Origin of the sequence: Parabacteroides goldsteinii DSM 19448 = WAL 12034 (assembly GCF_000969835.1) — a bacterium.
GTDB classification, from domain to species: Bacteria; Bacteroidota; Bacteroidia; order Bacteroidales; family Tannerellaceae; genus Parabacteroides; species Parabacteroides goldsteinii.
Window position 1 is genome coordinate 1,485,886 of record NZ_KQ033913.1, and the last position, 23,466, is coordinate 1,509,351.

Sequence of the window (23,466 nt, forward strand, 5' to 3'; positions counted from 1 at the left end):
ATTAGGTTGTGAATATACAAATATACTATTTTTTTCAAACAAAAACGTTCTCAAACTGATTTATTTCAAGCGATCATACCTATAAAGATATAAATGGCGTCTTTTTGACCTGATGCAAAACTCCTTTTTATACATCCAGTCTGATTAAATTATACTTCTGACTACCGATACCGATTACTTCTGCATGTTCAAGTGTATGAATGCCGTGGCGCGACTCCATCCGTTCGATCAAGTGACTTCGTCCTTCGTCAGGTGAACTATACACCATGTCCACACAGGCTTTATCCAACGCTACCGGATCCAATGAGGCCAGGATACCGATATCTGCCATTTGCGGATCTTCCGGATGCGAATCGCAATCACAATCCACCGATAAATTATTCATCACACTGATATAAAGTATCTTATCACCACAATGATCAACTACCGCTTTGGCAGCTTCAGCCATCGATTCCAGAAAAATATCCTGTTCAGGCAATTGTCCCCACATCTCTTCCGCATTTCTGGTTTTACCGGCTGAGTGTATCCACGCCTTTCCGGAAGTCGAAGCAATACCGATAGATATATTCTTTATCGCTCCGCCGAAGCCGCCCATGGCATGTCCTTTGAAATGGGATAGAACAACCGTAAAGTCATAATTGGTGTAATGGGAACCTACAATATCCTCTGTAAGATGTTTTCCCCCTTTCACCGGCAGACTGATCTCCCCTTCCGAGTCCATGATATCGACATCTGCAATAGCTGTAAAACCATGATCTGCCGCTGCTTTCAGGTGGGCTTCCGTATTGGAACGCCCGCCGGCATAAGCTGTATTACATTCAATGATAGTTCCGTTTACTTTCCGCACCAGATCGCTGATAAGTGCCGGTTGCAGGAAATTATGCCCGCCGGGTTCTCCCGTACTCAGTTTCACGGCAACTTTACCTGAAGCTGAACGCCCTAGTGCTTCATAGATCCGCAGCAAACTAGCCGGAGAAATCTCTGTTAACATATAAACTGCCGCTGCTTCACCTGACGGATTATTTGTTGTTCCTCCATTTTCTCCGGGTTCTTCTCCCTGTCCGTTATTGGTGGAACATGCAGCTAACGGAACCAAATTGGATGCCAATAAAGCACCTCCGGCTGCTACCGATGTTTTAATAAAACCACGCCTCGTAATCTGTGATACCTTCTTTTTTTCACCCATAATCTATACATTTTTATTCTGTTACAAATGTATTCGGATGCAACCTATTATATTGTATACACATTACGGATAAATATACCTGAATTACAGTTTTTCGATGACGTTCAAATTTATCAAGAAAAAGTTTCTTAATTTGTGCCAGTATTTCATGTTATGACGAACTAAACTCGAAAAGAAACAAATCCATATAAACAAATATCAGATATGAAGAGTTTTATATTAACTGCCGCTTTGCTATTGACAAACATGATAGTAATGGCACAAGTTACAAGGAGTAATCAACTTTCAAAAAAAACAGACATGAATACAAACGATAAGACTGCCTCGGAAAAGAAATTCGAAAAGCCGGACGACGTAACACTACGTTCGAAACTCACAGCAGAACAGTATGCAGTAACACAACAGAATGCAACGGAACGGGCATTCAAGAATGAATACTGGAACGAAAAACGGGAAGGCATCTACGTAGATATCACAACCGGCGAGCCATTATTCATTTCGACGGATAAATTTGACTCCGGCTGTGGCTGGCCCAGCTTTTCAAAGCCGATAGATAAAAGTTTGATTATGGAGAAATCAGACAAATCTTATGGCATGAACCGGACGGAGGTACGCAGCAAAACAGGAGACGCACACCTGGGACATGTGTTCAATGACGGCCCTATCGCCAAAGGAGGATTACGTTATTGTATCAACAGCGCCTCCCTGAAATTTATCCCAAAGGAAAAGATGAAAGAGGAAGGATATGCCGATTATATTCCACTGCTCAAAAAGAAATAAAACGAATTATATCATTAATAATTAAATAATACAGTATATTCGCAAAAGAATAAAATCAGACAAATATGGAAAAAGCGAATATCACGCTATACACAGTCATTGGCGACCCCGGCCGCATCGAAACAGCCATCCGGGAGCATTTTAAGGAAATGACAAAAGAGTTCACACCGGAAAACGGAAATATCCTCCTGACCCTTGCAGACGATTCAACGATCTCCTTCAATATCAATCACCGGCAGGACAAGCCTGATTTCATCGCCTCCCATACAGCCGGGATGGCAAACTATTTTTCTTCAGCAGAAACTCCGCTGGTCGAACTGAAGGAGAACGTTTTACAGCAAATCCGTGTATTCAACTGCGTGACCGGTATCACTTTCGATATCGACGACAATGGAGATCGCACCAGCTATATCATCAACGGCCTCTTCGCCATTGCGAACGATGTAAACGGCTTCCTGCTCTACCCCAGCATGCAGATATATACCCAGGAAGGCAAATTGCTATTCTCTATCAAAGGCGAAAGCCAGTTGACAGAATTTATCCCGATTGCCAATGCTGACCTGCTGGACGGAAACCGCCCCCAAGAATCGCCTGCCGATATGAAAAGACGTCTGCGCTCAAACGCCCTGCTCAAAGCAAGAAACATTCCTTATATGGAACAACTGCCCTGTGAAGTCCTGGAAAGCGAAGTGCAGATGAGAAGCCGTGAAGAAATGGTGGAACGGGCAGCCGCATTGTTTGCCGTTGCCGTCTATTCGGAAGTCATCCTCTCGGAAGATTCGGACCGCGAAAAAGCTCTCTTTTATTTCAACAAGATGAACGATTTGTATGGCGTCAAATCTTACCTTACGGAAAAAGAGACAGCCTATATCAATGACCCCAAACCCGAACGGCAAACCTGTATCCAGTTCGTATGGCGTTATGAATGCTGCGCCGTGCTGCTTTGGGCGGCAGGTGTTGTCGACGACCTCTCCTATCCGTCCGAAATTGTCGATGTGCCCGTCCTGGCTGCTATTTTCTGGCAACATAAAGGATTGCAGGACTTATTGTCCAAAGGCTATTCGCGTCCGGAAAAGGAAATACTGGATGAAGCAGACCTTACATTGCGTTACGACTGGGCCTGTGTGGATGCACGCATTCATGGGCAAAAAGCTCCGACCGGAATCGACGGCGGAATCGTGATAGAACGCCACTATGCCTTTAACTGGATTATAGGAGCGAATAACGGTGCCGATTGGGATCACATACAGCCGAATACATAATTCGGCTGCTTTATCAATCAAACTCTTATATGTTATGAATAAAATTAAAACAGGATTAGCCGCCTACGGAATGTCAGGACAGGTATTTCATGCCCCGTTTATCAGCACGAATCCGCATTTCGAACTGACGGCTATCACCGAACGAAGCAAAAACCTGGCCCGCGAACGGTATCCGCAAGCCCGCATCGTCCGCAGCTTCGACGAATTGTTGGAAGTGGACGGTCTGGAACTGGTCGTAGTCAACACTCCCGACAGTTCCCATTATGAATATGCCCGTCGCGCACTTGAAGCCGGAAAACATGTCATTGTAGAAAAACCTTTCACCCAAACGGTAGAAGAAGCCAATGAACTGGTCGCCCTCGCCGCCGGAAAAGGACTAACATTGAGTGTTTATCAGAACCGCCGTTGGGACAGCGATTTCCTGACCGTTAAGGAAATACTCGCTAAAAACCTGCTTGGACGCCTGGTCGAGTTCGAATCGACCTTTCCCCGTTTCCGCAATTTCATCAAGCAGGGCACCTGGAAAGAAACAGGCGAAGCCGGAGGAGGCATGACTTACAATCTGGGAGCACATGTGATAGACCAGGCCGTGCAATTGTTCGGCATGCCGCAGGCCATCTTTGCCGACATCGCCACCTTGCGCGATAACGGTGTGGTAGACGATTATTTCATCATCCATCTCCTGAAACCCTCCAAAGCCCCTGAGGTAAGAATCACCCTGAAAGCCAGCTACCTGATGTGCGAGCGTGAGCCGCGTTTCACCTTGCACGGCACGGAAGGCTCTTTCGTCAAATACGGCCTCGACCGCCAGGAAGAGGACCTGACAAACGGCCTGATGCCCGATTCCCCTCATTGGGGCGAAGAGGATTCCTCCATCTGGGGTCTCCTGCATACCGAAAAGAATACTATAAATGTACGCGAACGATATCCGAGCCTCCCAGGCAATTACGGTGCTTTCTACGAAAACATTTACCAGCATATCCGTAACGGCATCATTTTAGAAAGCGATGCCCGCGAAGTGGTAGACGTTATCCGCCTGATTGAAGCGGCATGGGAAAGCAGCCGGACAAAATCGGTTCAGAACTTATAACCCAATCCGATAAGCAAACGGGAGAAACAAATGTTGCGCTATTCTTTGATGATTTTATTCTTCTTCCGATACTCAGTCGTACTCAATCCGGTGGCATTTTTGAAAAAGCGGCTGAAGGTGGCCTGGTCTTCAAAACCCAGCATCAGGGCAATCTCTTTGGAGCTTTTGGATGAATAGAGCAGCAAGCGCTCCGCCTCTGCCTGCACCCGGTTATGGATTACGCGGATGGCCGAAGGTTGTTGGTAGGTAGACAGCAGGTTAGCCAGCGTCTTGGGCGACTTATTCAGCATATCGGCATATTCCTGCACTTGTTTCTTTTCTTTGAAATGGGTATCGACCAAAACATAAAACTTGCGAATCGTCTCAAACTGCATCCCGTTTTCCTTCCTTACGCCCTGCCTGTTTTCTGCGATACGCGTACATAATATAATAAAGCGTTTCAACAACACGCGGAGCATTTCATCCTGCAAATGGTCGCGGCTTTCAAATTCTTCACGCATAATCCCGGTCAGCGTCGCGATTTTCCGCCGCTCCTCACCGGACAAATCAAAGATAACGACATGCGAGGAACCGTGAAACAGCAACCCGTTGCACGAAACCTCATGGTCGTTGCCATAAATACAATAAAAATTACTGTTGAACAACAAAGACAGATACTCGCCGTCCACCCGTACAAAGTCCACATGGTGCAGATGGGACAAGGTGAGTAACTGGCCTTCTTTCAATACGACCGGTTGGTGGTCGACATCCAGCTCCAGTTGACCGGACAAAACCCATATAAACTTATACAAGGTTTTATCCTTCAGCAAAGCCTTGTTTTCATGTAAGGAGTCTGATAAAATGACTTTTCCTTTAATCTTTGTGTTCTCAAATAATAAATCTATCGTATTCATATGCTTAGTGTTATCTCCATTCCGTCGGAATCTCCCCCGTATGCCTGCGGAACCAACGCGAGAAAGTGTCGTGGTTGGCAAATCCCAGCATCGTTGCAATCTGCGAAGGACGCAGACGGGTTTTCGATAACAGGTCTTTTGCTTCCAGCAATACGAACTCACTAATCCACTCGGCCGCAGAGATACCGGCTCCTTGCTTACACCGGATATTCAACTCTTGCGAAGTGATTCCTAATTTCTCTGCGTAAAAGTACGCAGGAGAATGGTGATATCTACTAATTAGTGTCGCAAATTGTTGGAAAAAGAGTGAATTTTCTGTTTTCGGCGTATCAGATACCGCTTTTCCCTGTTGTAAATTTATAATCAGAGCTCTCAGGAGAGATTCGACCACCTTCGCACGCATCTCTTTCATCTGTTCTATTTGCGATTCGACAAGGTGCAGATAGATTTTTGTCTCCTCGATTTCGTCGGAAGGAATATCGCGGTACACGAGACGCTGACGGTTAATCAACAACTCTTCGGACACATAAACAATTATTCCGGAAAACCGGGTGCTGGGAAAGGCTTCGACCGCTGTCACGTCGTCACTGGCAGCGAGCAAAAGTTGTCCGGCCGATACATCGTATGTATGGTGCAAGGCTTTACAGGTAAAAGTTCCTCCGGTACAGATTACGGCCAGGGTACCCGAGTCCAGAGGTAGCAATTTATAGTCTTCACCCTCTTTTACATATAGGATTCTCAGCGAACTTTCGAGCTTCAGTTCCGGCGTTGATACGGAATTATACAAATCAACAGGTAATATTCTTTCTGCTTTCATCATCATGTCTTTTTGTCTGTAATTTAATTTCCGGGTAAACATAAAAAGGTGTCTTTTAGTTTATTATGTTGGGTGATTTTATCTTTAGTTAAAAAAATAAGACATATTCCGAAAAACAAAATCTTTTATCAGTATCGCCTAAAAGTCTTTTGATCATATATCCGATGATTCTTTTGTTAGAGGTAGGTGTAAATAAATTTAGAGGTAGGTCTATTTTCATTTAGAGGTAGGTGTAAATCGATTTACACCTACCTCTAAATAAAAAAACATTAGCTCTTTTCATTCTTTTTATCCTAAACAAAAAAGAATCACTATAGAGAGTTATCTTGATTTTTATTCGGTTCACATACAATGCGACGATTATTTTATGTATGTTTGTCACATAAAAATCGTTACAATGAAACAAACGAATACAATTCTAGCAATCATTCTGTTGGTGGTATTGGCAGGGTGTGGAGAAAACAAACAGTCAACCGATGATTTAATCACTGTCGACGTATCGAAAAGCTATCCTAAAAAGGAACTGATTCTTCAGGATTTTATGGATGTGGAATACATTGCACTGGAAACCACCGACGAGTTTCTTACACAAGGTCTGGTCAAAGATGTAGGAAAAAAATGCTTACTGGTGACAAACAGGAATAACGACGGGGATATTTTTATTTTTGACAGAAAAACCGGCAAAGGAGTAAGAAAGATAAACCGGCAAGGCCCAGGAGCAGAAGAATATACAAGGATTAACGAGATTATTCTCGATGAAAGCAATGGAGAAATATTCGTAAAGTCGCCGGGCAATAAAATCCTGGTGTACGACCTTTACGGAAAATTCAAACGGTGTCTGAACCTGGACTGGGAAGTTTCATCTGTTTTCGATTACGACAAAAATAATTTGATTTGCTATGATATGTCAGATTATCATAATAAAGGAAAGGACAGAAGTAAAGCATACCATGTTATTCTATCCAAACAGGACGGAAGCATCACCCGGGAGATTTTTATCCCTTTTAAAACGATTAACGCACCGATAGCGACCGATGGAAGTAACTTTGTGGCAAGTTATTCTTACCAAATACGCCTGAGCCACGGCCAATGGACACTTATGGACGCATCAGCCGACACATTGTATAACTACGCACCGGATGGAACATTAAACCCCTTTATCGTAAGAACTCCATCTGCGCATACCATGCAACCCGAAGTTTTTCTTTATATGGGTATTCATACCGACCGTTATTATTTTATGGAAACCGTTAAAAATGTATTTAATTTTGAAAAGGGTAACGGATTCTATACGGATCAACTGGTGTACGAGAAGGAAGAAAAAAACCTGTATCAAGTTGCCGTATACAATAATGACTATGCAGAAAAAAGAACCGTGGCTATGACTGCGAAATCAATTAATCGCGAAATCGAAAACGTCACCAGTCTAAATGCCTCCCCTCTCGTTGAGATTTACAAGAAAGGCCAACTGAAAGATGGCAAATTGAAAGAAATAGCCTCGAGGTTGGATGAAGAAGACAATCCGGTAATTATGCTGGTAAAACAAAAGAAATGAAAACATATCCACGCACAAACGACTTTCAGACTATCTATCTGAACACAGTCATTACAAACCCCAATATCCTTGTCGGCGACTATACGATATACAACGATTTTGTCAACGACCCGACCCAGTTCGAGAAAAACAACGTTTTATATCATTATCCGATCAATAGAGACCGGCTGATAATCGGGAAGTTCTGTTCCATCGCCTGTGGAGCGAAATTCCTTTTCAACAGTGCCAACCATACATTAGATTCCCTGTCTAATTATACATTTCCCCTATTCTTCGAAGAGTGGGGCCTGGATAAAAAAGACGTCGCCTCTGCCTGGGACAACAAAGGCGACATCGTCGTCGGCAACGACGTATGGATAGGTTATGAGGCTGTAATCATGGCAGGCGTACATATCGGAGACGGAGCTGTCATAGCAGCACGGGCAGTCGTCACCAAAGACGTCCCTCCTTATACCATCGTAGGCGGAACACCGGCCAGGGAAATACGCAAACGTTTCGACGAAGAAACAATCGCCCGGTTGCTGGAATTACAATGGTGGGACTGGCCCACCGAAAAGATACGCCGTTCTTTACCTTATATCATGGGGAAAAACTGCGGCTCGTTGCTAGACCTATAGGTTTTGCGACAGATGCTATTCCAGCTCCTTCGCATAAATATGGATAGTCTGTAATGCGTTTAGGATGGTAGCCGGAATCATTTCCCGGCATTCTATCCTCAATACCTTCTCCCAATTCTCCAAGTCCACATGCCATTTGTCGATTTGGGGGAATTGGACGAAAAGCGTTTCGATACGCTTTATATCTTGTTTATTTCTTACGGATGTCCGAAAAATCAAAATATATTTTTTCATACACATTAATAATAAATTGGAATGCAAAAGTAGGTTCTATTGCAACCCGGAAAAGACTTATTCGACGAATCACGTCATTTCAGATGACGAAACAAGGAAAATAAACTACAAACAAAGCCGGAGAAAAACTTATGGCGTTACAGTCCTATTCCATAGACACGTATTTCAGACATTCCATGTACTGGATGTTCTATTCGAATAAATTATAATAACAGCCTGCGGGAGGAAAAGCCAAAAACCGGATACCGGAACAAATATACAACCAGCCACAGTAAAAAGCAACATGCAATAACCCAAAAACGCAGGAGCCGGTTTTTGCTCTTTCTTTATATAGTATTGAAGTGTCTGCCCCCAAAGTATCAGTACAATCCCACATATCAGGAACCAAAAGGCAAAACCACGCTCATAATCTTCTCCTACCGAATCGGCCAATCCATCTCCCAACATTTTATCCAAAGCATCTTTTCCGATAAAGAATGCATAAATTGTATGGATAATCCCTGTCCATGTCAGGAATGTTCCGCTATACTTCCAAAGCTTCATGTTCACCATATTTTATATTTAACTCTTACACGCTGCAAAGATAGATACTGCAATTTTTTGGCAATTGAAAATTAAGCCATACTTTTGTCCAAAAGCGACAAATATATGTTTATCACAGCAGGTCTATTGAATATGCTTCTAAAGCACTTCGGAACGACACAAGCAGAAATCTCAGAAATATTAACAGGCTTAAAGTATGATTATGCCATTCTGCAAAATCCGGCATCTCTAATCGACGCAAACATACTGGGTGTATATCTGGAACATATCGTTAAAAAGACAGGTAATACCAGAATAGGCCTGGAAACCGGATTTCTACTGCCATTCGTCCTGACCGGGAGCTTCTTCAATATCTATAACCAAAGCAAGACCGTACGGGAGATTTTTGAGAATGAAAACCCGTTCGACCCGGCAATCAATAACATATACGCATTTGAAACGAAAGAAGACGAAAACAATTTCTCCCTCGAAATATCCCTGGACTCGCAGTTTAAACAGTCCTACCCGGTCGCATCACAACAATGGATTGAAATGCAATGCGGCTTTTTCCTTCAATATGCCTACAGTTTTACAGGAAGGTTCCTGCATCCAATACGCGTATATTCCATGTACGAGAAAGAAGGGACAAAAGACAAACTGGAGGAATACCTGGGTTGCCCCGTCATATTCAATCATGACAAACTTATTCTTATTTTCAATAAATCAGTCCTGGATTTACCAATCGTCACAGGAAATAAAGAAATGCTTGCCATTTTTGAAGATTATATGAATGAAATACAAATGCATGAAAGCGGTCAAAACAACAGTCTCTCCAGAACTGTCCGTCGCTATCTCATGCACAGCCTCTCCAACAGTAGCCTGTCTTTAAAAGATGTCGCGGAGAAATTCAATATGAGTGAACGCAATATCCAAAGAAAACTAAAGGCAGAAGGGACCTCCTATCAAAAACTCCTCAACGATTTACGCATGGAATTATCAAAAAAATATTTGAAAGAAAGAATCCCTTTGCCAGAGATAGGTTTCCTACTCGGTTTTGAAAGCCAGAGTGCATTCAATAAGTTTTTCAAGAAGCATTTTAGAAACCGTCCTTCCATGTTTAATAGTAATAACCAATCTGTTAAAACTAAAATGAAATAATTATATGAGAATCTGTATTGCACAAATTGAAGCGATACTCCCCCATGTGTGATTCCTTTTGGCAAAACAGAAGGTCTGTTGATTTATGATACTCAAACCAAGTCATCGACATGCAACGAGGGTAAATGTTAAAAATGCGACTTTGAGGAAAAATAATAATATTTCCATGAGGTTATAAAAAAATAAATTGTATATTTGCTGTTGAAAAACGTAAATTTTTTCATAGTTAAGGTTTTGGTTAATAAGAGATGGCCCGCTTGTGAAAGCAGACCATTTCGTTTTTTTATACCTACCCATCATTTTCCTGTTATTCCATAGCTGCAAAATGGAACATACTGAAACCCTGTTAGGTAAAACACTGTAAATCAAATCTATTTTTACTTGTTTTTTGCTGTAATCCAACTAAAAGGTGGACTGAAGGGAAAAAAGAAATCCCCAATAGTGATTGACTATCAGGGATTTACTTTATTTTTCATCTTGTTTCAGTGATCCGCCTGGGATTCTCCAAAGAGAGTTACCACGCTGATATTTAAAACTTTATATTTTTTGCTTCAAGCATATCCCATGATTTATCCCACTAATTTGCTACGCGCTTTTGCCGTAGTTTGCTCATGAAGGCAACCAATATGGCAACCATGCAAGCAATAGCCAATATCTTCCCGGTGAAAGCGGATCCAAAGTCATAAACGACGGAGTATGGTTGAAATCCGAAAAAAGGACTTGCATCGCAATCATAATTCCACTTGTCAAGAGTCCGATTACCACCAACGCCAGAAGTGAGTAACGCCAATCTCTACGAGTCATAAGTTTGAATCGTAGTCGCTCCACAAAGGTCTCTTTTGTGAATTTGCCCCCTTCTTTGCGAAGCATCATCACGCCGGCAATAATAAGTGGAGTGAAAACTCCAAGCCCTCCGCAAATAAACCAGAAGATAATGGACTCCAATCCGGTAACTTCCGAAAGAAACGGAATGCACAAGTGGGTCATCACCCCCAAAAGCATGGCTGTAACTGTCATCTGTGGAGTTTATTAATCCATCTTTTATCATATCCGTAAAGTCCTCTTTCCCAAGCTGTAGTGCATACTTTTGCAGAGACAAATGATTATCCACCAAAGTTGAAATATCTTTAGATAAACAGGAGTACAAAACTCCCGGCTTGAATTTTATTGAAAATTCATGGGTTCCGGGAGCGTGTATTACAGTGATCGCTTCTGTTAAGCTACCAGATATCTTATCACCCGATGTATCAATTATACCATGTTCACGATGTACTTTGAATGTCTGACTACTATCGGAGATATAAATTGAAACTAAGATATTTGCATTGGGCAAAGCCACAAGTGAAAATGGAGTTATAGAATTGTTAGGAGTACATATTTCAAAATAATACTCAACAATATCCTTTAATTCAAAACAAGGATATTTAATCTCTACCTGTTCTTCATCTTCAAATATGACTTTACTCTTTACCATGTTTATTTAGTTAGGTGATATAATACCTGAATACCAAGCCCGAATGTCATCATTCGCTCTTTTTTGTTGGTTAATAGCTGTTGTGTCCAATCAAGCAATCCACCGTCAGCAATTTCAATAGTATTGCCGCCGATCACTATTTGCTGCTTTATTCTGAAACCATGGTAATAGTTATTATCATGTTCCGGTGCTATAACCAAGACCTCAAGATTACTATTCTTTTCCCGGACATACGATATTGATTCCATTATAAGCGGGCTTTGACTGTCATAGCCTTTACATGGAATAATCTCATAATATATTTTTTCCACACCGTAACTTTTACATATTTCATACGATGTAGTTAAATGTTTTAATAGTTCTTCTTTCTCAAAATTAAAGCTACCAGTATCTCTACCACATGAAATAAGGGCAAGAACAGTAAAATGAGGAGTGAAATTAGGATTATTAAATACCTGTGTCCTTATTACCCGTGAAATGTTGCTGTAATTATAGGTTTTGTTATCTAATTCTCCTTTTTTCTTTAACGATGCGTAATGTAATGCTATTGCATTCGTCGGGTCTGCCTGTACTTCTGTGTTTCTTAAAGAAGTGAGGACTTTTTTCTGATCTACTGTTGCTATAACACTACTTGTCCCAAACTGAGCGACCGGGGAAAGTTCTATGGGTTCAAATCCTCTACCTGCTATTAATTTATAGCACCGTAATTCATTTTCTTTATATTCTAAAACATCTTCTAATAAGGCGGGCTTAACAAGCTTGTTGCCCTCATATTTACTTAGTAAGGACGAGGGAGTTTCCTGCTGAACACGCTTGTTAAAAACGTCCAGTAAAACAGTGTTCAGTTCCGACCCGCTTAATTCATCGGACAACACTTTAGCTATATCCTGCAAATCTAATTTACTAATAATGTGATCGCTTATATCTTTTTTCATTTTTTCTTAATACTATATAAATGTTCATCAACTATTTGTCCCTCTTTTATAACCGAGGACTTAATAATGGCTTCCTTTTCAAAACCTGTTTTTATTTTGTAATCGTATCATTTTAATGTACTTATTGTTTTTTGCAAAGGTAATCTCATATGTCATGTCAATAAGTGTAAAAATGAATCAATCTGCTAATTCTTTTTTAATAGCCTAATCATTAATCAAATTGTTCTAATAGTTAATCCTGAATTTTATCTTTTAGTTCTTTTTTTAATTCTGATGGAATATCATTCCAGTGTAAGTTTAATAGAGCTCCTTCTAAAGAATAGAGATAATAGCACACAGGTATAGTCTTTTCAGGATGTTGTTCACGTATCTTTAATTTCGGCAATACTTATTCTACAATGATTCAATAGATCGCTTTAAACATCTAATCGGTACCCAACCTTCCTTGGTTGAATTTTCTTTTCGACACCATAACCAACCATTTAGGCATCTTGAGCCGATTACTATCTCGTCTTGATTTACTGGTAACTCATAAGCAGAATAGTCTTCTAATGCAATAGCTATTTGCCGTTCATTCGGTAAGGTCTCACATACATTCAAAATTTGTATAGGTACCCAACCTGTCATTCCATTGCCCGCTATACACCAAACCCAATTTACCCATTCCGGATCAGTTTCTTTTATAGCTAAATTGACTACAACTTTTTCATCTTTCTTTAATATAATAGGATTTTCATAGCTCTCAACCCATTTGCACACAACAATATATTTATCTAAATATTTCATTATCTTGTTATTAAGTTGTTTTCAATAGTTGCTTTTATATTTTTAGCGATTTCTTTAATCACCGTTTATCTTTAACTTCATCCTTACTGGTTATTACATAAAGTATTGACAGTTGCTTTATGCTATATAATTCCATGCCGCAAAGTTAAAACATAGAGTTTTTCAAAAATAGGAAAAATCGGACATTTTATTCAGCGGCGATCTTTGAGGGCGTTTTACCGTAAAATAATTTAAACTCATAATATGATTTTTCGGATTTTATTAATTTAATTGAAGGATCAATCTTTAAAAGATTCTGAAAACGAACAATTCGGCAAAAAGACTTGGCTGTATCTCCTATGTAAAAATTAAAAAGTCGTTGTAAATGACGACTACTTATTCCACCATTCAAATCTTTCTCAATAATAATCGATCCTTTGCTTTTTAAAATAGTTTCTAATGCACAGAAAAATCTATTATCAAAAGGTTTTTCTATTTTATTAATATGCTTAATAAAATAGATATTGAGTTCATCGCACAAATCCTGAAGGCATAAGCATCTATCTTTCGATTGTTGAATTACATTGTATATACGAGGTTGCACGGTATTTAAACGTTCGTAATGGTTGCTTAATTCTGACGCATCTATATTAAATAGTAATGGAAATATACCCGGAAGAAACCGTATTCCGAAATAATTGAATTCTTTATCAATGCCAATCTTCACAAAAGAATTGCAGTACCCCATTATATATGTTTCATCATAATTTGTACAATTAAAAACGATATCAATACACCCATCAGCAACTACACGATAATTGTATATATCATCTAGTGGCTTAATAGTCTTTAGATTCCAATAACAATAAATAAAGTCTTGTAGTTGTGCGTCAGGTGGCAACTCAATATATGAGACCTCGCCATTAGTACCTATTACTGCTGGCTGTACTGGAGTGTACAGGCTTCTTATGTTATATTCCAATTTCAAATTACGAGTGCTAACTTAGATTATTACTTTATCAACTTTATATATCGGCTACCTCTCACTATGAATCAAAAGCTGACATAGCTTTAAAATATTCGGTGTAGAAATCTATGCATTCCTTTACTTTATTTGTATGGAACGTAATTGAAAGGTCTTTGAACTTCATGCTGACTACATTTATAAATTGTTGCAATATAGTAAAATTTGGAGTGTGCTCATGGTATTTATCATGAAGATTTAAGTGTTATTTGGGAAACTAGCTCGTAGAGACAGTAGTGGTTTTATTATGCCATCCTTGGACAGTTTTGAAAACGGCTCCTGATTCTTCTTTCATTTGCCGATGAAAGTTAGATCAACACGTTTTATAAACCTTTTAAAATTGAAAGTATGGAAGTAGTAACCATTGAAAAGAGAACCTTTTCGTATGTCTGCGAACGGTTCACTGAGTTTGCCAAACGAATAGAAAGTTTGTGCAGCACTCATACCCAGAAAGTAGAAAACTGGCTGGATAGTCAGGAAGTGTGCCTGTTGTTAGGCAAAGCATCGAACTTAGAAATAAAATTAGCTTCCAAGTTGTTTAGAGCAATATCCGATAGCTGATATTCTTTCTTAATGAATTCCTCCAAATATCGGGTAGTGGTTTCATACCGTTGAACGGTTTTACTAACAAAGTCTTTGCCGATCAGCTTACGACTTTGTTCGTTGTGTTCTCTGAATACTTGCAAAAGGGTTTTGCTTTCTTCATCCACACCATAATACAGTTTTCTCACAAGATCAACGGTGATAACCTTGTCGGAAGTTTCCAGTTCCCTATAAATTTGGTGTATGCGTGAGCGTGTGATTTCTAAGTAGTGGTTCAGTTCCACCGACATACGGTCTTTTCCTTTTGAATTCTCTTTTGCTTGATTCCATAGGTTTACGGGACAACTTCTTTTGATAGAAATATCTACCATACAGCCATTTACAGTGATTCTCATGCACACGGGTGCTTCTCCGTTCTTTAATAATTTGCCTTTCTTAATGAAGAACAATACAGAAAATGATTTTCGAGCCATTTTTACATCGTTTTTAAAGTTACAAAACTATGTATTCTCTTCCAAAGTAAGTCTATGCAAAAGACTATGAATCAGTGAGAAACGTGCAAATTCGTGGGACTTTTTTGAACTAAATTTTAGTCCCACGATTTATCCACCGATAATATGCTTGAAACGGCTATTTTCTGCTACCTGCCAAAAAAAAGAAATCCCTGATAATATCTGATTATCAGGGATTTGCTTGATTTTTCTTGTTGTTTCAGTGATCCGCCTGGGGTTCGAACCCAGGACCCCATCCTTAAAAGGGATGTGCTCTACCTGCTGAGCTAGCGAATCATCCGGTGCGTTACCTCTGTAATGCGGGTGCAAAGATAGAAGGTTGTTTTTTATTATGCAAATATTCCAATGACTTTTTTGAATATTTTTTCACCTAACAAACGAAACACATTGGCTCACTGCACATAACAGGAACTAGATTTTTTCAGGTATCACCTCCACATATTCGCCATTGACTAATACTGTTACTGGCCGTTGTGCATCACTACTCATAAAAAAGGCACAAAAAAGACAGAATGGGTATATGAAGAATACAATACCACCATAGATTTTAGAATCTGAAGATATTTATGTAAGTTTGTCCTGGAAAAAAAATTACAAAATACATTCTTAAAAATATGGCAGACGACAAGAAAATTATTTTCTCGATGGTAGGCGTGAGCAAAACTTTCCCGCCGCAGAAACAAGTACTGAAAAATATTTATCTGTCTTTCTTTTATGGAGCCAAGATCGGTATCATCGGTCTGAACGGTTCCGGTAAATCTACGTTGCTAAAGATCATCGCCGGCATTGAAAAGGAATACCAGGGAGAAGTGGTCTTCTCACCCGGCTATTCGGTAGGTTACCTGGAACAGGACCCGAAACTGGAACCGGGCAAAACCGTAAAGGAGATCGTACAGGAAGGAGTACAGGAAATCGTTGATACATTAAAAGAATACGAAGAGGTAAACGAAAAGTTCGGCGATCCCGAAGTGCTGGAAGACCCGGACAAGATGGATGCGCTGATCGCCCGTCAGGCCGAATTGCAGGATAAGATCGACGCGACCGACGCCTGGAATCTTGACAGCCGCCTCGAACGTGCAATGGATGCCCTGCGCTGCCCGCCTGAAGACCAGATCGTGGATACGCTGTCCGGAGGCGAGCGCCGCCGTGTAGCTCTTTGCCGTCTGTTACTTCAACAGCCGGACGTGTTGCTGCTTGATGAGCCGACCAACCACCTGGATGCCGAGTCTATCGACTGGCTGGAACAACATTTGCAGCAGTATGCCGGAACAGTCATCTGTATCACACACGACCGTTACTTCCTTGATCACGTGGCCGGTTGGATTCTTGAACTCGACCGTGGCGAAGGTATTCCCTGGAAAGGTAATTACTCTTCCTGGCTGGATCAGAAGACTAAGAAAATGGCTCAGGAAGAAAAGCAGGCCAGCAAACGCCGCAAGACGTTGGAACGCGAGCTGGAATGGATCAACATGGCTCCGAAAGCCCGCCAGGCTAAAGGTAAAGCTCGTCTGAACTCTTACGAAGCCTTGCTGAATGAAGACCAGAAAGAGCGCGAATCCAAACTGGAAATCTTTATCCCGAACGGCCCCCGTCTGGGTAACAAGGTGATCGAAGCGCAACATGTAGCCAAGGCATTCGGTGAAAAACTATTGTTCGATGACCTGAACTTCATGCTTCCTCCAAACGGCATCGTGGGTGTGATCGGTCCGAACGGTGCAGGTAAAACAACACTGTTCAAGATGATCATGGGCATGGAAAGCATCGACAAAGGTACGTTCGAAGTGGGTGAAACCGTAAAAGTAGGTTATGCCGACCAGACACATAAAGACATCGACCCGAATAAAACAGTTTACCAGGTTGTTTCCGGCGGACAGGAATTTATCCGCGTAGGAGGAAAAGAGATCAACTCGCGTGCTTACTTGTCACGTTTCAATTTTGCAGGAGCCGACCAGGAAAAACTTTGCGGCGTCTTGTCAGGTGGAGAACGTAACCGCCTGCACCTTGCCATCACACTGAAGGCCGAAGCCAATGTGCTGTTGCTCGACGAACCGACCAACGACATCGACGTGAACACGCTACGTGCCCTGGAAGAAGGTCTGGAGAACTTCGCCGGATGCGCCGTTGTCGTTTCGCACGACCGCTGGTTCCTCGACCGTATCTGTACACATATCCTGTCGTTCGAAGGCGATTCGAATGTGGTCTTCTATGAAGGAACTTATTCCGAATACGAAGAATACAAACGCAAACAGGGTGGCGACACTGAACCTAAGCGTGTACGTTATCGCAAACTTATTGTTGACTAATTACTATTTTATTATTCATAATTCATTTAGAACCATGAAAAAAAGAATGCTCTGCATGGCGGCCATAGCCGCAGCATTTTTGTGCTTCGGAAGCGACGCAAATGCACAGAAGACAACCAAGTTATTCAACGGAAAAGACCTGTCAAACTGGAACTTTGTCGTTGACAAAAATTCCGTTCCGCCTGAACAGGTTTATTCCGTAAGCGACGGTGTGATCAAGATCAAAGGCCAGCCTTTCGGTTATATGTACACGAAAGAAAAGTACGATAACTACAAGCTGCACGTGGAATGGCGCTGGCCAAACGGTGACCAGAATGCGAACAGTGGTATTTTCCTATTGATCGCCGATCCGAAGAATCCGTTCCCGAACGGAATAGAATGTAACCTGATGCTGGGTAATGCGGGCGACTTTGTCCTTCTGGGCGGCTCCGACCTGATGCAATACCAGGGCAAGCCGGGTGAACCCCGTCCTGGTTTCCCGGTGGTAAAAAAGAACGCTCCGAGCAGCGAAAAGCCTGCCGGCGAATGGAACGAGGCCAACATCTATGTGAAAGACGGAAAGATCAACGTCTACATCAACGGCGTTTATCAGAACACCGGATGGAACAAGCAGAAAGACGGTTATATCGGCTTGCAGAGCGAAGGTAAGGAAGTGGAGTTCCGCAACGTGACGATCACTCCCTGGTAAAATCATAATAAATCAGATTATCTGATGACGCGGAAGGCGGCTGCCTGGAAGATTCTAATCTCCGGCAGCCGCCTTTTATAATTTTTTTTCACTTAACCTATCCCGTTTCTTTTTGTTGTATGTAAATCAACAATAAAAATGAACGTCAAAATGAAACGGCACAAAACTTTATACATTTTCCTGCTCTTATTATTCCTGCACACAACGGCAAACGCCCAACTGCAAAAAGTAATCAAGGATATTTTCTCGACCGATACGGCTCTGACGCATACCGACTCGTCCGCCATACAAAAGACAGACGCCGCCTTCAAACTGAAAGCCGGGCAAATCCAGAAACTGGATTCGTTACACCAGGAAACAGTTGCACAATTAAGGGGTAGCAAACTCCATGAAAATTGGTGGGAAACGGGAAAACACGCCCTCTATTTCATGCTGGTGCTGCTGGGCCAATACCTGCTGTTCCGCCTTTCTTCCTGGCTCTACCAAAAAGCCAAAGCACGCATCCAACAACTGAAAGACACCAAGTTAAAACCAATCTCCATCCAGAACTACGAGTTACTGGATACGCAAAAACAGGTAAAACTGCTGGTTTTTATGGCAAGCATCATACGCTACCTGCTGCTGTTCATCCTGCTGGTACTGACGATCCCGATCCTCTTCTCGATCTTCCCGCAGACCAAAGAACTTGCTTACAAGATCGCTTATTACATCTGGAACCCGGTAAAAAGCATCCTGGTAGGTATTCTGGATTATATCCCCAACCTGTTCACAATCATTGTGATCTGCCTGACTATAAAATATATTATCCGGGGAATCCGTTACCTGGCAACGGAAATAGATGCGGGAAGGTTGAAGATTAACGGTTTTTATGCGGACTGGGCGATGCCGACCTACCATATCGTCCGATTCCTGCTGTATGCGTTTATGATCGCTATGATTTATCCTTATTTGCCGGGCGCCAATTCGGGCGTGTTCCAGGGAGTATCGGTCTTTGTCGGACTGATTGTTTCATTGGGGTCGAGTACGGTGATCGGAAATATTATTGCCGGATTCGTTATCACTTATATGCGCGCTTTCAAACAAGGCGACCGCATAAAACTGAACGATACGGTGGGAAATGTGATCGAAAAGACAGCTTTCGTCACCCGCCTCCGCACGATAAAGAACGAGATCGTGACGATACCGAACTCATTCATCATGTCTTCACAGACAGTAAATTACAGTTCGTCGGCAAGAAGTTACGGACTTATCATCCATTCCGAAGTGACGATCGGCTATGACACGCCGTGGCGGCAAGTGCACCAGCTTTTGATCGATGCAGCCAAGGCAACGTCCGGAGTGATGCCTGAACCGGCTCCTTTCGTCCTCGAAACGTCCCTGAGCGACTTCTACCCCGTTTATCAGATCAACGCTTATATTCAGGATGCGGACAAGATGACAAGCATCTATTCGGACCTGCATCAGAATATCCAGGACTATTTCGATAAAGCCGGCGTCGAGATTCTGTCCCCCCACTATACGGCGTTCAGGAACGGGAATGCCTCAACGATCCCCAAGGAAGAGACACCTGTCGATTAAGCAGGCAAACTTCTTAATTGTTGTTCTTTCCATTCCACGAATCCCTCGACGGTACGGGAGATCTGAAAAAGAAGGCGGTCGTCTGCCACCGTTCGCAGGACAGCCGTGCGAAACAGGGGTAGCTGCATTTTATCCACGTTGAAAGAAGCCTTCATCAGAATGACTTCGTAACCATCGTGCACAATTTCCTTATCGAGAACGACAGGAAATTCCATTGCCAGATAATAAGCCGAACGTTCATAAGCACACCAGGTATCTCCTTCAAGATAGAGATAAACGTACTTCTCATTATCTACTTCATTCAATAAAATCGATTCTACGTCAGATGCTTGTTTCATAATATGAAGTTGAGTTATAATACTATTTCCGGTTTCCATATTCCTGTTGTTTGCTATCTATTTTTCCTTATTGTCTTCACCCGGAGTCTTTGTCCGGTTGTTCAGATGCTCCAGAAGAAACTTTCCCGGTCTGAACTTCACGCTGTTACGCGGAGCGATCATACAGGATGTATTATCCCTAGGATTACGTCCTGGCCTTCCGACCTGTTTCCATAAAGTGAATGCTCCAAATCCCATCAACCCCACTTCGCCTTCCCGGATCAATGCCCTCTCCACTTCTTCTTCCCACACTCTGATAAACAAGGCAGCTTCCTCCTCTTCTATGAGAAGCCGGCTGGCTATTCTTTTGACTAATCTTGTTCGGTTCATATGATTAATTTTTATCCTTTATACAACGATATCCTATGGTTCCTTCAGAAACAGCCGTTGTAGTGCTTCCCCACTCTACCAAACTCCATTTTGAATGGTCATAGCCACAATACAAACCGTCTGTTATTGATTTTGTACAACTAAAATAGCTTTTACTGATTTCCATACCTTCTTCATCATTAACCCTATTATAAATAATAACAGCCAATTCCTTTTGATTCGGGAGGCGCCAACCTTTACCTTTTTCAGCACACGGATTACTAGAACTTGCTAAACCTGCATTAACACTACCCTCTTTATTCTCTACCCACTCCTTATCAACACTGAAAGCCTTCGACAAACGATTTTCTTCATCAAAAACATTGTGATCAAAGGTCAACGCGCCACTCACACTACTACGCTTAGCCTTTGAATTTAAACGTTCAAAAGAATATAAATAAGCAGTGCGATCACTATAATAGTCATTTGAGGTTGCTACAAAATTTACTGTATTCTGACTAACATTTCTCAAATTGCGTATACAACGGTATGAATAAGCATTTTTTTCTTTATGAAATTCAACTGCAGCTCCTTCATAGGCCAGCAAGACATAATAACCGCTAACGTATGCCGAACTACTGGCATAAGAATAATCAGAATTGCCACTGCGATTCTCCTGTTCCTGATTATACAATCGTACTTCTTTCGGTAAAGCATCTTCTCCCATTACAAATCCCAAATATTGTTTCACTGAAGGAAGATACCATCGTAATTCATTATCATCGATAACACCATCACCATTCAAATCCCGATTTCGTGACAGGCAGGCATATTCGGCATATTTTATACTAAGTTCATTATTTTCAAAATTGATATATGAATTCCAAGACCACTTTCCTCCTGTATTTGGCTTATTCAAATTCAAAAATCCTACCATATTAGAACGCCCCTGAAAAGTTCCATTCTTAGAAGTAAGTTTCTTAACTGGCAAATTATCTCCTTCCCGGCTCCATTCCGTCCCCCACCCATTTCCACTCTTTTCTAAATAGTCCAAGTCATATATTGTGCAAATAGGCCGTTGAGAAAAAGTATACGCAGCCATACTTACCGTACTAGGAGACTGATCATTCTTTTTAAAATAGGTGGAAATTTGAATCGTACGGGGTTTGGTATTAATAAAATCTTTCAATGGCAAACCTTTTTTTGTGTTATAGTTACCACTCTCATCTCCATAGTAATATTCATCAATAAAGCAGGTATAACGTATAGAGTCATTATCTTGATACTTATTATCTGAAGCCACCTTAAACAAATCTTCTTTAAAACCATCCGCATCCAGTGGGTCTCCATAGTCTGGATCCGAGGCATCTTTATATTTGGCAAAATCAGTTACCCCTTTCTGATTTCTTCTGTATTTAACCCAGTTAATATCAGTATCATCCGACACAAAACCATTTTTGGGAGTAGCGGCTTGTATTACAAACTTTTCCTTGAAAACTTTTTTAGCATTATCTCCCCCATCAGGTTCTATTCCATATGCCGAAATTAAATCCAGTATTTGTTGTTTCGAGAAAGAGATAACTGCCGTTTCAAAGTGAGCATCAAAGGTTCGTACATTTTGAAATGAGAGAAACATATCGCCGTCACCTCCCCATATCTCATTATCTGCACCGTCTTTCTCGACTTCGACGATCAGATTATCCACTCCTGCTACACTGACAGTATAAGTGTAACGGTTGTTACGGAAAATATCGAAATTCGTATAATCAGTTTTATCCTTTTCTTTCCAAACGCCCAGATGAATATAATAAGTAACCTGCGCCTTCACATATTTTTCACCATCCACTTGATTAACGGCTTCTGTAGTCATACCTTCATACGTTCCGTGTAAAACAAGATAAGTAGAATTGTCGTTGGCCACTTTAAACTTTTCTGCTGTACCGTTTGTCATTTCTCTGTCATCGCGATCGGTGAGAGAAATGTCAACATTTTTCATTTTCTTTCGGTTTTCCATCATCAGGAAAGAAAAAGTATCAAAACCTTCCCCATCTTTCGTGAAATCGGCATTAGCTTTAGAGTTGAAATAATCCGCAGCATCATCGGTTTGATAATCATTTGTCTGTTCGAAAACATTCGTACAAAAGGAGAGTTTCTTAACCTGCCAACTGGTTGGAGTAAAAGTAGCCTCGCCGTTTGTACACTTTACTTTAAAATTGACAGCTGCCATCACATGTCTGAGCTGTATCTTACCGTCGACTGCTCCATTCGTGCTGATCGAACAACTCTGGTCGACCTTATAATCGTAAGTCTTACCTTCAGGAACTACGCAGCCACTCATCAGAAATTCTCCGTCGAGAACAGATATACTTTCTTGCAGTAACTTTGTATTCAGTTGTTTCAATTTACTGAAAGTAGAGATGGTATTCAAAGTACTCGTCAAGTCAAACAGAGAGTTTTCATAATTTGCTATGGCGTAGATATAGCGTGTGCCGGAGGTTGTATGGATGCTTATATTTCCACTCTTCAATTCTTCTGGAGTACAAATGTAAGTATCCCCTACCTGAGACCCATTTTCCTTAAAGATAAAGATCGCAAGCGAACTGACCTTATTATCCGTGCTAATATCCGTAGCACGGGTCTCAATCTTAACCGGATTGGTTGTTTGGAAAGAAAGTGTGGCAGTTACCGGTACATCTTCTTCCACTGCCGGACCAACCAACGTTTCGTTTGTACATGCAACACATGTAAAGAAACTGATCAATAAACAGATTAAGTTTTTATTAGAGTGTATCATCATTTTATTTATTTATTTTTCTGTGAATACTAAGATCTTCATTCCGGGAG

21 protein-coding genes, 1 tRNA gene and 3 pseudogenes are annotated in these 23,466 nt (G+C 41.3%); 10 read left to right on the plus strand and 15 right to left on the minus strand.

The window, feature by feature from the left end; translation table 11 throughout:
* Window positions 1-127: 127 nt before the first annotated feature.
* Entirely contained in the window at window positions 128-1,186 is a 1,059-nt protein-coding gene (locus tag HMPREF1535_RS19075; protein WP_046147156.1) for a DUF362 domain-containing protein, read from the minus strand.
* 339 nt (window positions 1,187-1,525) lie between these two features.
* Here HMPREF1535_RS19075 and msrB point away from each other — a divergent pair.
* The 3 genes and pseudogenes from msrB to HMPREF1535_RS19090 form a co-directional block, all read left to right on the plus strand.
* Window positions 1,526-1,966, plus strand: a pseudogene (gene msrB / locus HMPREF1535_RS19080) (peptide-methionine (R)-S-oxide reductase MsrB); the annotation flags it as partial.
* Window positions 1,967-2,031: 65 nt separating this feature from the next.
* Window positions 2,032-3,228: a DUF4272 domain-containing protein gene (locus HMPREF1535_RS19085; RefSeq protein WP_046147158.1), complete on the plus strand. Its 1,197-nt coding sequence runs from the start codon at window positions 2,032-2,034 to the stop codon at window positions 3,226-3,228.
* Window positions 3,229-3,262: 34 nt separating this feature from the next.
* Entirely contained in the window at window positions 3,263-4,318 is a 1,056-nt protein-coding gene (locus HMPREF1535_RS19090; RefSeq protein WP_046147159.1) for a Gfo/Idh/MocA family oxidoreductase, read from the plus strand.
* A 38-nt stretch (window positions 4,319-4,356) separates the two neighbouring features.
* Here HMPREF1535_RS19090 and HMPREF1535_RS19095 read toward each other — a convergent pair whose 3' ends face one another.
* On the minus strand, window positions 4,357-5,211 hold the full coding sequence (locus tag HMPREF1535_RS19095) for an AraC family transcriptional regulator (RefSeq protein ID WP_007656956.1): 855 nt from the start codon (window positions 5,209-5,211) through the stop codon (window positions 4,357-4,359).
* Between the two features lie 10 nt (window positions 5,212-5,221).
* Window positions 5,222-6,034, minus strand: a complete 813-nt coding sequence (locus tag HMPREF1535_RS19100) for a helix-turn-helix domain-containing protein (RefSeq protein WP_229061194.1) — start codon at window positions 6,032-6,034, stop codon at window positions 5,222-5,224.
* A gap of 391 nt (window positions 6,035-6,425) precedes the next feature.
* Between HMPREF1535_RS19100 and HMPREF1535_RS19105 the strand changes: the two genes are divergently transcribed.
* A complete protein-coding gene (locus tag HMPREF1535_RS19105) occupies window positions 6,426-7,583 on the plus strand; it encodes a 6-bladed beta-propeller (protein ID WP_046147160.1) in 1,158 nt (385 codons plus the stop codon).
* Entirely contained in the window at window positions 7,580-8,200 is a 621-nt protein-coding gene (locus HMPREF1535_RS19110; protein ID WP_046147161.1) for a CatB-related O-acetyltransferase, read from the plus strand. Before HMPREF1535_RS19105 ends, HMPREF1535_RS19110 begins: the two co-directional genes overlap by 4 nt.
* 15 nt (window positions 8,201-8,215) lie before the next feature.
* On the opposite strand, the gene HMPREF1535_RS19115 is transcribed toward HMPREF1535_RS19110, so the two are convergent.
* Entirely contained in the window at window positions 8,216-8,434 is a 219-nt protein-coding gene (locus tag HMPREF1535_RS19115) for a hypothetical protein (RefSeq protein ID WP_010803027.1), read from the minus strand.
* Between the two features lie 165 nt (window positions 8,435-8,599).
* On the minus strand, window positions 8,600-8,977 hold the full coding sequence (locus HMPREF1535_RS19120) for a DUF6463 family protein (RefSeq protein WP_007656961.1): 378 nt from the start codon (window positions 8,975-8,977) through the stop codon (window positions 8,600-8,602).
* A 105-nt stretch (window positions 8,978-9,082) separates the two neighbouring features.
* On the opposite strand from HMPREF1535_RS19120, the gene HMPREF1535_RS19125 reads away from it, so the two are divergent.
* Window positions 9,083-10,114 (plus strand): AraC family transcriptional regulator, encoded by a 1,032-nt coding sequence (locus HMPREF1535_RS19125; protein ID WP_046147162.1) that lies wholly within the window; start codon window positions 9,083-9,085, stop codon window positions 10,112-10,114.
* 793 nt (window positions 10,115-10,907) lie between these two features.
* Here HMPREF1535_RS19125 and HMPREF1535_RS26315 read toward each other — a convergent pair.
* The 5 genes from HMPREF1535_RS26315 to HMPREF1535_RS19150 all read right to left on the minus strand — a co-directional run bounded on the left by HMPREF1535_RS26315 (window position 10,908) and on the right by HMPREF1535_RS19150 (window position 14,276).
* Window positions 10,908-11,588, minus strand: coding sequence for a DUF6597 domain-containing transcriptional factor (locus tag HMPREF1535_RS26315; RefSeq protein WP_235438414.1), 681 nt, complete (start codon window positions 11,586-11,588; stop codon window positions 10,908-10,910).
* Between the two features lie 2 nt (window positions 11,589-11,590).
* Window positions 11,591-12,523, minus strand: a complete 933-nt coding sequence (locus HMPREF1535_RS19140) for a hypothetical protein (protein WP_046147164.1) — start codon at window positions 12,521-12,523, stop codon at window positions 11,591-11,593.
* Window positions 12,524-12,755: 232 nt separating this feature from the next.
* A complete protein-coding gene (locus tag HMPREF1535_RS25495; RefSeq protein WP_229061190.1) occupies window positions 12,756-12,908 on the minus strand; it encodes a TfoX/Sxy family DNA transformation protein in 153 nt (50 codons plus the stop codon).
* A gap of 8 nt (window positions 12,909-12,916) precedes the next feature.
* Complete coding sequence (locus HMPREF1535_RS19145) at window positions 12,917-13,309, minus strand: SH3 domain-containing protein (protein WP_009127836.1); 393 nt, start codon at window positions 13,307-13,309, stop codon at window positions 12,917-12,919.
* Between the two features lie 187 nt (window positions 13,310-13,496).
* Window positions 13,497-14,276 carry a DUF6597 domain-containing transcriptional factor gene (locus tag HMPREF1535_RS19150; RefSeq protein ID WP_046147165.1) on the minus strand — a complete coding sequence of 260 codons (780 nt, stop codon included), beginning with the start codon at window positions 14,274-14,276 and terminating at the stop codon, window positions 13,497-13,499.
* Between the two features lie 384 nt (window positions 14,277-14,660).
* On the opposite strand from HMPREF1535_RS19150, the pseudogene HMPREF1535_RS25500 reads away from it, so the two are divergent.
* Window positions 14,661-14,810, plus strand: a pseudogene (locus tag HMPREF1535_RS25500) (helix-turn-helix domain-containing protein); the annotation flags it as partial.
* 2 nt (window positions 14,811-14,812) lie between these two features.
* On the opposite strand, the pseudogene HMPREF1535_RS19155 reads toward HMPREF1535_RS25500, so the two are convergent.
* Window positions 14,813-15,328 (minus strand): annotated as a pseudogene (locus tag HMPREF1535_RS19155) (phage integrase SAM-like domain-containing protein); the annotation flags it as partial.
* A 242-nt stretch (window positions 15,329-15,570) separates the two neighbouring features.
* Window positions 15,571-15,643: transfer RNA gene (locus tag HMPREF1535_RS19160), tRNA-Lys, on the minus strand.
* Window positions 15,644-15,981: 338 nt separating this feature from the next.
* Between HMPREF1535_RS19160 and ettA the strand changes: the two genes are divergently transcribed.
* The 3 genes from ettA (at window position 15,982) to HMPREF1535_RS19175 (ending at window position 19,936) form a co-directional block, all read left to right on the plus strand.
* Window positions 15,982-17,670, plus strand: a complete 1,689-nt coding sequence (ettA, locus tag HMPREF1535_RS19165) for an energy-dependent translational throttle protein EttA (RefSeq protein ID WP_007656994.1) — start codon at window positions 15,982-15,984, stop codon at window positions 17,668-17,670.
* Window positions 17,671-17,704: 34 nt separating this feature from the next.
* Window positions 17,705-18,358, plus strand: coding sequence for a 3-keto-disaccharide hydrolase (locus HMPREF1535_RS19170; protein WP_044214392.1), 654 nt, complete (start codon window positions 17,705-17,707; stop codon window positions 18,356-18,358).
* A 138-nt stretch (window positions 18,359-18,496) separates the two neighbouring features.
* Window positions 18,497-19,936 (plus strand): mechanosensitive ion channel family protein, encoded by a 1,440-nt coding sequence (locus HMPREF1535_RS19175; protein ID WP_046147166.1) that lies wholly within the window; start codon window positions 18,497-18,499, stop codon window positions 19,934-19,936.
* Here the strand turns inward: HMPREF1535_RS19175 and HMPREF1535_RS19180 are convergent.
* From HMPREF1535_RS19180 to HMPREF1535_RS19190, 3 genes are read right to left on the minus strand one after another with little or no spacing between them, the layout of a single operon-like run.
* The gene (locus HMPREF1535_RS19180) at window positions 19,933-20,274 is read right to left on the minus strand and encodes a hypothetical protein (protein ID WP_046147628.1); all 342 of its coding nucleotides are present in this window, start codon (window positions 20,272-20,274) and stop codon (window positions 19,933-19,935) included. The genes HMPREF1535_RS19175 and HMPREF1535_RS19180 overlap by 4 nt on opposite strands.
* Before the next feature lie 57 nt (window positions 20,275-20,331).
* The gene (locus HMPREF1535_RS19185; protein WP_007656998.1) at window positions 20,332-20,643 is read right to left on the minus strand and encodes an HU family DNA-binding protein; all 312 of its coding nucleotides are present in this window, start codon (window positions 20,641-20,643) and stop codon (window positions 20,332-20,334) included.
* 4 nt (window positions 20,644-20,647) lie between these two features.
* Entirely contained in the window at window positions 20,648-23,419 is a 2,772-nt protein-coding gene (locus tag HMPREF1535_RS19190) for a fimbrial protein (RefSeq protein ID WP_046147167.1), read from the minus strand.
* Window positions 23,420-23,466 lie beyond the last annotated feature (47 nt).

Excerpts from the sequence above, each read along its gene's own strand:
- HMPREF1535_RS19075 (WP_046147156.1), bottom strand. The coding sequence starts at position 1,186 with ATGGGTGAAAAAAAGAAGGTATCACAGATTACGAGGCGTGGTTTTATT.
- HMPREF1535_RS19085 (WP_046147158.1), top strand. The coding sequence starts at position 2,032 with ATGGAAAAAGCGAATATCACGCTATACACAGTCATTGGCGACCCCGGC.
- HMPREF1535_RS19090 (WP_046147159.1), top strand. The coding sequence starts at position 3,263 with ATGAATAAAATTAAAACAGGATTAGCCGCCTACGGAATGTCAGGACAG.
- HMPREF1535_RS19095 (WP_007656956.1), bottom strand. The coding sequence starts at position 5,211 with ATGAATACGATAGATTTATTATTTGAGAACACAAAGATTAAAGGAAAA.
- HMPREF1535_RS19100 (WP_229061194.1), bottom strand. The coding sequence starts at position 6,034 with ATGATGATGAAAGCAGAAAGAATATTACCTGTTGATTTGTATAATTCC.
- HMPREF1535_RS19105 (WP_046147160.1), top strand. The coding sequence starts at position 6,426 with ATGAAACAAACGAATACAATTCTAGCAATCATTCTGTTGGTGGTATTG.
- HMPREF1535_RS19110 (WP_046147161.1), top strand. The coding sequence starts at position 7,580 with ATGAAAACATATCCACGCACAAACGACTTTCAGACTATCTATCTGAAC.
- HMPREF1535_RS19115 (WP_010803027.1), bottom strand. The coding sequence starts at position 8,434 with ATGAAAAAATATATTTTGATTTTTCGGACATCCGTAAGAAATAAACAA.
- HMPREF1535_RS19120 (WP_007656961.1), bottom strand. The coding sequence starts at position 8,977 with ATGAAGCTTTGGAAGTATAGCGGAACATTCCTGACATGGACAGGGATT.
- HMPREF1535_RS19125 (WP_046147162.1), top strand. The coding sequence starts at position 9,083 with ATGTTTATCACAGCAGGTCTATTGAATATGCTTCTAAAGCACTTCGGA.
- HMPREF1535_RS26315 (WP_235438414.1), bottom strand. The coding sequence starts at position 11,588 with ATGGTAAAGAGTAAAGTCATATTTGAAGATGAAGAACAGGTAGAGATT.
- HMPREF1535_RS19140 (WP_046147164.1), bottom strand. The coding sequence starts at position 12,523 with ATGAAAAAAGATATAAGCGATCACATTATTAGTAAATTAGATTTGCAG.
- HMPREF1535_RS19145 (WP_009127836.1), bottom strand. The coding sequence starts at position 13,309 with ATGAAATATTTAGATAAATATATTGTTGTGTGCAAATGGGTTGAGAGC.
- ettA (WP_007656994.1), top strand. The coding sequence starts at position 15,982 with ATGGCAGACGACAAGAAAATTATTTTCTCGATGGTAGGCGTGAGCAAA.
- HMPREF1535_RS19170 (WP_044214392.1), top strand. The coding sequence starts at position 17,705 with ATGAAAAAAAGAATGCTCTGCATGGCGGCCATAGCCGCAGCATTTTTG.
- HMPREF1535_RS19175 (WP_046147166.1), top strand. The coding sequence starts at position 18,497 with ATGAACGTCAAAATGAAACGGCACAAAACTTTATACATTTTCCTGCTC.
- HMPREF1535_RS19180 (WP_046147628.1), bottom strand. The coding sequence starts at position 20,274 with ATGAAACAAGCATCTGACGTAGAATCGATTTTATTGAATGAAGTAGAT.
- HMPREF1535_RS19185 (WP_007656998.1), bottom strand. The coding sequence starts at position 20,643 with ATGAACCGAACAAGATTAGTCAAAAGAATAGCCAGCCGGCTTCTCATA.
- HMPREF1535_RS19190 (WP_046147167.1), bottom strand. The coding sequence starts at position 23,419 with ATGATGATACACTCTAATAAAAACTTAATCTGTTTATTGATCAGTTTC.